7 protein-coding genes are annotated in these 6,415 nt (G+C 59.4%); 2 read left to right on the forward strand and 5 right to left on the reverse strand.

Annotated features, from left to right (window positions below; genetic code table 11):
- Positions 1-38: 38 nt before the first annotated feature.
- From GGQ66_RS22655 to ubiT, 5 genes are all read right to left on the reverse strand, one after another.
- Complete coding sequence (locus tag GGQ66_RS22655) at positions 39-350, reverse strand: nitrate- and nitrite sensing domain-containing protein (RefSeq protein ID WP_183795973.1); 312 nt, start codon at positions 348-350, stop codon at positions 39-41.
- Between the two features lie 492 nt (positions 351-842).
- Positions 843-1,514 (reverse strand): iron-sulfur cluster repair di-iron protein, encoded by a 672-nt coding sequence (gene ric, locus GGQ66_RS22660; protein ID WP_370686413.1) that lies wholly within the window; start codon positions 1,512-1,514, stop codon positions 843-845.
- Between the two features lie 103 nt (positions 1,515-1,617).
- Positions 1,618-2,541 (reverse strand): ubiquinone anaerobic biosynthesis protein UbiV, encoded by a 924-nt coding sequence (gene ubiV / locus GGQ66_RS22665; RefSeq protein WP_183795977.1) that lies wholly within the window; start codon positions 2,539-2,541, stop codon positions 1,618-1,620.
- A complete protein-coding gene (gene ubiU / locus GGQ66_RS22670) occupies positions 2,538-3,515 on the reverse strand; it encodes a ubiquinone anaerobic biosynthesis protein UbiU (protein ID WP_183795979.1) in 978 nt (325 codons plus the stop codon). Before ubiU ends, ubiV begins: the two co-directional genes overlap by 4 nt.
- Positions 3,515-4,018, reverse strand: coding sequence for a ubiquinone anaerobic biosynthesis accessory factor UbiT (gene ubiT / locus GGQ66_RS22675; protein WP_183795981.1), 504 nt, complete (start codon positions 4,016-4,018; stop codon positions 3,515-3,517). Before ubiT ends, ubiU begins: the two co-directional genes overlap by 1 nt.
- Before the next feature lie 155 nt (positions 4,019-4,173).
- On the opposite strand from ubiT, the gene GGQ66_RS22680 reads away from it, so the two are divergent.
- Entirely contained in the window at positions 4,174-5,649 is a 1,476-nt protein-coding gene (locus tag GGQ66_RS22680) for a UbiD family decarboxylase (protein ID WP_237359056.1), read from the forward strand.
- Positions 5,646-6,215: a UbiX family flavin prenyltransferase gene (locus tag GGQ66_RS22685; RefSeq protein WP_183795985.1), complete on the forward strand. Its 570-nt coding sequence runs from the start codon at positions 5,646-5,648 to the stop codon at positions 6,213-6,215. The genes GGQ66_RS22680 and GGQ66_RS22685 overlap by 4 nt, the downstream gene beginning before the upstream one ends.
- Positions 6,216-6,415 lie beyond the last annotated feature (200 nt).

Consider the following 6,415-nt stretch of genomic DNA (forward strand, 5'->3'; position numbering starts at 1 on the left):
ATAAACCCTTCGCCTGACTTCACCCAAACAACGTGACATCACCCATCAGAGAGATCTGGCAATTTTGCCAGAGCCGCATCCGTCGACTGACGCGCCGTCACAAGCGGTTGCTTGTCCGTGCTGCCCTTTGATCCGATGTATCCAGCGCTGTGTCCCCGCTCTCCTTGAAGGACGTGGATCAGCTCGCCCATCGCCGCGATGTTCTCGCTCACTTTGACGACGGTCTGCATCTGCCGGTAGGAACCCCACGAGCTTAGAAACTCCATCGAGGCAAGGGTGAGTGCTGCAACCAGGGGGATCATGATCGCTAGCCAGAGGCGTTTGCTGATCGAAAAGTCGGTGATGCGCATCTTACAGGTTGTCCTGAGCTGGGGCATCATGCCGAATATCGTAACATCATGATACGATGTGATTTTAGCGAGAATTGAGGTGATGAGGTAAAAACCCGCCTAACGCATTCTGGCTCGGTTTGACGAATGCCAAGCGTCGAACAAATAAACCTCAGCGTGCGTCAATCCAACGCAGGTTTGATGGGGATTTGAAGCGCGAACTGCACATTTACGCGCAAACTCCAGGCGCGCTTGAGCGGATGGCATGACGGGCCGATCATCGCCTGCCGCCTGTGTATCGAGGATCAAGTGACAGCAGTCGTTCCATGAGATAGGCGACCGTCTCGGGTCCGGCGCAGCCACTGATTACGCATTCATGCATGTCGCAGATGGTGTCACAGGCTCGCTCACGCCGCGATCTAAAAACGACTGGAGAATGAAACCTGTCGCGGTCTATACCTCGGCCCGGCTTTCGGTTCTTCCGCATGATCCCTCATCCTCGATAGGTTTGTTTTAGAGGGGCCCGCCGGTAAAGCGTGGAAAGAGGACTTCATTTTCCAGATGCATGTGCTGGACCAGATCGTCGGCGAATTTCTTCGCCCCTGCGTAAAGCGCGCGCCATGAATTGCATGCGCCGTCCGGCAGATGAAATCCGCCTGTCACGTGCTCGAGTTCTGCCAGATGCCCGGCCTCTACGTCATGTTCGTGGCGCATCTGTTCGATGGGTCTCGTCAGAGCTTGATGGTCGCCGCGTTCCATGAGCGGGAAGAGCATGAGCTCCTCGCGATGCATGTGGCTGTGTAGGTCGCTCTGGATGCGCTCCAGCAGATTTGCCAGGCCGATCGGTGCATCGGGGTGGTCCCCATGCACCCGCTCGACCTTTGCCGCAAGCGGGATCAGCGAGATGAGTTCTGCGCGGTGGGTGTCGTGGTAGCGTGTCCTGAGGTGCTTGATCAGATCGGCAGTTCCATCCGGTGCTTCTGTCGAGGCGGCGTCGACAAGGCCCTGCAATTCGTCCACCAGGGTTTCCGGCGAGAGTCCTGCGGCTTCAGCCGCAACCTCGATGCTATCTGAGCCACCGCAGCAGAAACTGATGCCGTGACTGCGGAAAACTGCGGCTGCACCGGGGAGAGAGGTCGCAATCTTTCCGACCGCCTGGCTCGCGTCAAGTTCCATCGTGTTCACCTTGCTTGCGTCAACGCGTTATCGCTGTGACATCGACTATGGTGAGGAATGCCGATCCGGTCGTTGCGCTTGCGCAAACAAATTAGCCCGCACTCCTGTCGTATTAGTGCGCATGGCCATTGTTTTTCGCTCGCGATACCCAGGCAGCGCCCTCTCGCCCGTGATGAAAGCCGTTCGAGAACTTGGCTTTGGGATAAGTTTGCCCGATCAGTTCGATGGCCTCTTGGGGTTCCATGCTGCCCGACAGCGTTTCCTGGAAGATGACGGCGATGCGCGCCATGTCGCAGTCCTGTGGTGACAGACGGAAGGCATTGACCCCGGCCGCTTGCAAGTCATGCAATTCGCTGAGCAGGAGTTGGCACGTATGCGACATTGTCTGCACGCCATTGAGCACCAGGAATGACTGGCGATCGAGTGTCCTGATTGACAGGCCGTCCGGCTCGTCGCCACAGACGAACTGGCAATTGTCCTTGATCCTGCCCTTGGAACGGGCATGGGCGCAGCGAGCCGATATGGCAAGCGGCATGCGACCGAATACCATCACTTCGAGAGCCACATCCGGCGCGTCGGCGGCGATCCTGGCGATCGAGCTAAAGGGAAGTTCCGGCGGAAGACAGATACGGTCTGCCCCGCGTTGTGCCAGCAAGCGCGCGGTTGGGCCATTATAGACATTGACCAAGGGGCCGACGAGGTGCCGGCGGCCCTTGATCAGGCCGATGGCGGAGAGGTCATTTACCTCTATTGCGTAGTACGACGTCTCGATCAGCTCTTTCACGATCCGACTTTCTCGCTCCAAGGTAACGAGCGCTAGCGACGAGAAGGCTACGGATTTCCCGGCCCGTTCCAGCCGTTCTACCACCTCTGCCAGATGGGGTTCGATGAAATGCTGCCGCTTGGAGCATACGGTCTCGCCGAGGATAACGCGATCCACGGGCGCTTCGTCTGCGATCTGATAATAGAAATCCCGCCATTTCGGGCCGTCCCAGAGATAGTAGACGGGGCCCAGTGTCAGTTCGGTCATGCTCATCTCCAGCGCTTCTCATAGGCGCCGACCGTGGTCTTCTGCCCTTCGCTCAGCGCTCTCAGCCGGGCCAACAAGGGGCCACGTCCCGAGGGGGCGGTTGCGAGTACCTGGCGCAGCGTCGATACGACTTCGGCCACATAGGCTTTGCCGCGCTGGCGTCCTTCGATTTTCAAGGCCGAGACGCCGGCATCCTTCAAGGCTTCGATTTCGCCCATGACATCGAGGGACACGGGGTCTTCGAAGGCGTAGCCACGGGCATCGCCGATGTCGAAGCGTCCCTTGCACAGTGTGGGATAGCCGGCGGCCTCGCCTTGGCTGAAGCGGTTGATCGTATAGGTGCCGAGCTCCGACACCATGTCGGAGCCGTCCTGTCGGTAGCGCACATGGCTCGCCGGGGAGCAGACGCCGTTCATATTGGGTGATTTGCCGGTGGCGTAGGAGGAGAGCGAGCAGCGTCCCTCGGCCATGACGCAAAGCCCGCCGAAAACAAAGACCTCGATCTCGCATCTGACCTTGCGACCAATGCGGGCAATGTCGCCGATCGTCAGCGTTCTCGGCAAGACGACCCGTTTTGCGTCGAAGGCTTCGACGAGAAAGTTGATGGCTTCGGGATTGGAAGCAGACGCCTGGACCGAAACATGCAAGCGCTGCTCTGGATAGTGTTCCCTGACATGGGCCATGAGGCCGAAATCGGCCAGGATCAGCGCATCGGCACCGAGCCTTACCGCGTCGGCCGCCGCACTATACCAGATCTCTTCGTTACCAGCCCGCATGAAGGTATTGAGGGCGACAAATGTCATGCAGCCTTTCTTGCGGGCATAGACAATTGCGTCGCGCAGTTCGTCCCGGCTAAAATTGAGGCCGGGAAAATTGCGGGCATTGGTCTCGTCGCGGAAGCCGCAATAGACCGCATCAGCGCCTGCATCGACGGCTTCACGAAATGCGGCTGGTGTTCCCGCCGGACAGATCAGTTCCATCACCGGATCTCCCTCAGCGACCGGCTCCGGATTTCCACGGCCAGCCTGTGAACGACGGCGGCGGCCGGTCCCCCGATCCGCGCGAGATCACGCGGAAGGTCGATATCGCAGTCATCAAGTGCGTTTCTCATCGCAAGCATGGCCTCCATGTCTCCGATCACCTTCAGGTCGCGGGAAAAGAACAGCGCATCAGCATCACAACGCCCCTCAAGGAGTGCCAACAGTGTTACCAGCGGGGCCTCGACACCCGCATCCGCTTTGAAGGTGTCGCCCTTGCGCAACACAGTGAGACGAGGGACGCCAGGCTCGATGAGGAAGACGAGGGGTAGGCCCGTTGGAGCAAACGAAAAGCGGCAGCTTTTGTATGTGCCAAGGCGCTCGAACATATCGCCATGAGCTAGGAGCAGGAGCTTGAAAAGGCGACGTGCAACGAGCTCAATTGGCACGAGCGGCATGAGCGGCACGGCTTTCAGCGGGAGAGCCAGAATGGATGTTATCTGCATTGCGCCAATTTTGATGGTTGAACCGGCGCAAACCTATGGGAACGGCCGACAATCCAGATTGCTCCAGCGCAAAGACGTAGCCGAATTCACAGGTCATAGCGGTCCGCATGACACAGAACGCTCCGCCTCGTCGCTACGACGGTCTTCAAGCTTTCATGACCGAACTGGAAAAGCGAGGACGGCTTATCCGCGTTTCGCGACCGGTGAGCCTTGTTCATGAGATTACCGAAATCCACAGGCGGGTTCTGGCAGAGGGAGGCCCGGCCTTGCTCTTTGAGCGCCCGGTCCGGGCAGACGGTGCAGTGTCAGAAATACCGCTGCTTGCCAATCTGTTCGGCACGCGCGAGCGGATCGAACTTGGCTATGGCATCCCTGGCGGCAAGATCGGCGATCTCGCGGATCTTCTGGCCGAATTGCGCGAACCGAGGCCGCCGGCGTCGCTCCGGGATGCCTTGAAGAAACTGCCTGTGCTTCGCTCCGCCATGGCGTTGGGATGCCGCAGGGTGTCTCACGCCGAATGCCAGGACATCGTGTTCGAAGGTGAGGCTGTTGATCTCAGTCGGCTGCCGATCCAGTGGTGCTGGCCCAGCGAACCGGCACCGCTGATCACCTGGGGGCTTGTCGTCACCTCATCGCCCTCCGACCCTAGGGATGTCAATGTCGGCGTCTACCGGCTGCAAGCGCTGGATTGCAGGCGACTGATCACGCGCTGGCTTGCCCATCGTGGTGCTGCAAAACACTTCCGGCAGTGGCAGGCCGTGGGGCGGCATATGCCCATTGCGGTCGTGATCGGCGCTGATCCTCAGACAATCCTCGCAGCCGTTATGCCGCTGCCGGAGACAATGAGCGAGCTGTCATTCGCCGGTGTGCTTCGAGGAAAGCGCGCCCATGTGGTGCGGGCGCTCACCCAACCTCTAGCTATTCCGGCTACTGCGGAAATCGTGCTGGAAGGGACTGTTTCTATCGCGGAGACTGCGCTCGAGGGGCCTTATGGCGACCACACGGGCTACTACAATTCTGTCGAGCCGTTTCCCGTCATGAACTTGAGTGCGATGACGATGCGGCAGAATCCGGTTTACCTCTCGACCTTCACCGGCCGCCCCCCGGATGAACCTTCTGTGCTCGGAGAGGCAATGAATGCTCTCTTCCTTCCCCTCGTGAAGCGCCAGTTTCCAGAGATTGTCGATCTCTATCTGCCTCCAGAAGCCTGTTCCTACCGGGCGATCGTCGTCTCGCTCGACAAGCGCTATCCGGGGCAAGCCCGCCGGATCATGCTCGGGCTTTGGTCGATGCTGCCGCAGTTCAGCTACACCAAGCTCATCATCGTGGTCGATGCCGATGTTGACGTCAGAAACTGGAGCGATGTCATCTGGGCGCTTTCCACGCGGTTCGACGCCTCCCGCGATCTGGTGGTGGTGGATAACACACCCATCGACTACCTCGATTTTGCCTCTCCCAAGCCTGGGCTCGGTGGAAAGCTCGGTCTCGATGCCACCAACAAGCTTGGCGCAGAAACCGATCGGGAATGGGGCCGCGTGCTGCAAATGACGCCGGAGGTCTCGGCGCGCGTCGATGCGATCTGGCACGAACTTGGACTTGGATCCCTCAAGACAAGGGAAGGTGAGCCATGATTAGGCGTGTCATTCTCGGCATGTCCGGTGCTTCGGGGGCGGTGATCGGTCTTCAGGTCGGCCGGCTCCTGGCGGCCATGGATGATGTTGAACTGCATCTCGTCGTCACGTCAGCAGCGCGCCGGACAATCGCACATGAGGCAGGCAACAAGGCGCTGGGGCGGCTAATCGGGCTCGCCGCTCATTTTCATTCGGAAAGCGATATCGGTGCATCGATTGCCAGCGGATCTTTCCACACGGCCGGTATGATCGTCGCCCCTTGTTCGATGCGGTCTCTTGCAGCGATCTCGACCGGGATCACAGACAATCTTCTCACTCGCGCCGCCGATGTGCAGCTCAAGGAGCGTCGCAGGCTGGTTCTCCTTACCCGCGAAACGCCGCTTCACCTCGGGCACCTGCGCAACATGGTGGCGGTGACCGATATGGGGGCCGTGGTGATGCCGCCGGTCCCCTCATTCTACCGCAATCCAGCGAGCGTAGAGGATCTCGTCGCTCATATTGCGGCTCGTGCCGTGGATCTGCTCGGGTTGACGGACGCACCCTTGATACCGGAGTGGAGAGGGTGAGGGCGCTCATGGCTCCTCCTATCCCTTTCGCGCTATCAACGGCATGTAAAAGACCACGTAACCCAGGAATGCCACGATCCAGGCAAGACCTGCGATCGGCAATAGCAGCATGGTGTGCTGCGGCCAAATTGCGACCAGGATCCTCAGCAGTGCCGAGGGTGATGTCACGTTGTTTGGGTGAAGTCAGGCGAAGGGTTTAC

The sequence above is a fragment of the Allorhizobium borbori genome (assembly GCF_014196535.1).
GTDB classification, from domain to species: Bacteria; Pseudomonadota; Alphaproteobacteria; order Rhizobiales; family Rhizobiaceae; genus Ectorhizobium; species Ectorhizobium borbori.

What these genes read in the sequence shown, in the direction of transcription:
- ubiV (WP_183795977.1), bottom strand. Translation starts at nt 2,541, where the DNA reads ATGAGCATGACCGAACTGACACTGGGCCCCGTCTACTATCTCTGGGAC.
- GGQ66_RS22655 (WP_183795973.1), bottom strand. Translation starts at nt 350, where the DNA reads ATGCGCATCACCGACTTTTCGATCAGCAAACGCCTCTGGCTAGCGATC.
- ubiU (WP_183795979.1), bottom strand. Translation starts at nt 3,515, where the DNA reads ATGGAACTGATCTGTCCGGCGGGAACACCAGCCGCATTTCGTGAAGCC.
- GGQ66_RS22685 (WP_183795985.1), top strand. Translation starts at nt 5,646, where the DNA reads ATGATTAGGCGTGTCATTCTCGGCATGTCCGGTGCTTCGGGGGCGGTG.
- GGQ66_RS22680 (WP_237359056.1), top strand. Translation starts at nt 4,174, where the DNA reads ATGACCGAACTGGAAAAGCGAGGACGGCTTATCCGCGTTTCGCGACCG.
- ubiT (WP_183795981.1), bottom strand. Translation starts at nt 4,018, where the DNA reads ATGCAGATAACATCCATTCTGGCTCTCCCGCTGAAAGCCGTGCCGCTC.